The 1,839-nt window shown below is 70.1% G+C and carries 2 protein-coding genes and 1 pseudogene; 2 read left to right on the top strand and 1 reads right to left on the bottom strand.

The annotated features are described in order from the left end of the window. A pseudogene (locus P2L57_RS39745) lies at positions 1-333 on the bottom strand (hypothetical protein); the annotation flags it as partial. 448 nt (positions 334-781) lie between these two features. On the opposite strand from P2L57_RS39745, the gene P2L57_RS39740 reads away from it, so the two are divergent. Together P2L57_RS39740 and P2L57_RS39735 are read left to right on the top strand one after the other, a co-directional pair. Continuing rightward, the gene (locus P2L57_RS39740) at positions 782-1,039 is read left to right on the top strand and encodes a hypothetical protein (RefSeq protein ID WP_275823456.1); all 258 of its coding nucleotides are present in this window, start codon (positions 782-784) and stop codon (positions 1,037-1,039) included. 300 nt (positions 1,040-1,339) lie between these two features. After that, positions 1,340-1,519: a hypothetical protein gene (locus tag P2L57_RS39735; protein WP_275823454.1), complete on the top strand. Its 180-nt coding sequence runs from the start codon at positions 1,340-1,342 to the stop codon at positions 1,517-1,519. Positions 1,520-1,839: the final 320 nt, after the last annotated feature.

Below are 1,839 nucleotides of genomic sequence, written 5' to 3'. Positions count from 1 at the left end.
CACCCCGCCACCGCCGCGCCCGTCCCCGACCGCGCCCCGCTGAGCTGCCACGCCGAGACGCTCTTCCTGCTCGTTCAGCAGCCGTACTACTACGTCGACCACGACCCGCTCCGACCGCCCAACACCGGAGACCGGTCCCCGACCCGCCGAGCCCACCGGATCGGCCGGATCGCCGTCCTCGTCGAGCACCAGGCGCCGCATCTCGGCCGGATGCGGCGGATCACCCGGCCCACGGCGCACCTCCCGCTCGGCCGCCGCGTAGAACACGTCCTGACCCTGCTCGCTGCGCCCCGCCGCACGCGCCTGCTCCACCAGCTGCTGGGTCCGGCCCACAACAACGCTTCCCGTACGGCCGGCCACGGCGGCTCGGGCACCGCCGCCGCCCCACCCGCGCCGGGCATCCCCGCCTCGGCATACCAGGCCAGCACCGTCCACCGCAGATCACGCCCCTGCCACGCGTGCCGCGCCAGTACCGCCGCGACCTCGACCGTCCCTTCATGCAGCACAGCCACCGACCCACGCCCGCGGCCCAGCCACCGCCGCTCATGCGCCGGCAACAGCCCGGCCGCCCGCCACCGCTCCAACTGCGCCATAGAGACCACCAAGCCTCGCTGCGCCAGCCGTGCGATCAACTCCCGCTCCGCACACCCCGGTTCACCCCTGTCCACCGCAGCAGATTAGAACCCCGCGAAGCACCCACACCCCCACATCACCCCACCTGGCTGACTACCACCAAGCCCCACCACCGGGCCCCGACCGTCACCAAGGAGCACCCCGGACCATGCCACCGCGCCACCACCACCCCGCCCCACGCGCCGCCCGCACCGTCACCGCGGCCGCAGGCCTCCTGGCCACCACAACCCCCGCCGCCCGCACCGCTCTTGACCTCGCCGCCACGGCCCTCTTCCTCCTGCTCACCCTGACCAGCACGCTCGCCCTTGGCGCCGCCTACGTCCCCCGCGCCGAACATCGCACCGCCGCCCGCCACACCCTCCACCTCCTGCTGTGCCTCGCTCCCTGGTACCCACCCCGCCCCTGACATGCCGCGTCCGAGGCCTGCGTGACAAAGACAGGCCCCTCGATCGGGGGGTTCTCCGTCGGCCACGGCACCGATGCGCGCTGGCCACCCTGGCGGGATGAGCGCCCCCACAGATGCAGGCTGGTGACCGCCCGGGAAGCCCGCTGTACGCCGCGTGCGTAGGCCGCATCAGGCTTGCCGCAATCGAGATGGGCGTGATCAGGCTTGAACCCGAGTCGGGCACGGCCGGTGCCCAGGACCTGGCGGAGACCACGCGGCTGGCCCTCATGGCCGTTCGGCCCATCGGCATCGGTACTCACCGTGGACCAGGACCGGACCGCAGTGTTCAACCGCAAGGAACGCTCGCCGCGCACCATCATCCACTTCGGTAAGGACAACCAGGTCGACCTCGTGCTCTTCCAGACCACGGCCGCCGTCACCCCCCACGTGGACAGCGCTGTGACAAATCTGTTGTTGATCATTGGATGCGTGAAGTGTTGAGCTGGGGATCTAGTGATCGTTTCGGATTTTTGGCTGTGGGTGGCGGTGCGGGTCCGGGCGGGGGTTTTCGTGGGGTTGCGGAAGTTGCAGTGGTTCTGAGGTGCGGGTTCAGTGATCGTTTCGGACGGTGTAGTGATCGGCGCGGGATTTGGTTTTGTCTGTCCGGGGTGTTCCTGCAGTTTTGCTTGGGGGGAGGGGTTCGGTTGGTCTGTGTCTGGTTCGGTATGGCGGCTGGTCTGCCCCGGCTGATCAAGGGTCGTATGCGTGGCGTGGTGTTCGTCACCTACCGCAAGTCGGGTCCCGGCAAGCTCCGCGGCGTG

Source organism: Streptantibioticus ferralitis, from assembly GCF_029223525.1.
In the GTDB taxonomy this organism is placed as follows: Bacteria; Actinomycetota; Actinomycetes; order Streptomycetales; family Streptomycetaceae; genus Streptantibioticus_A; species Streptantibioticus_A ferralitis.
This window is presented reverse-complemented; position numbering and strand designations above follow the sequence as displayed.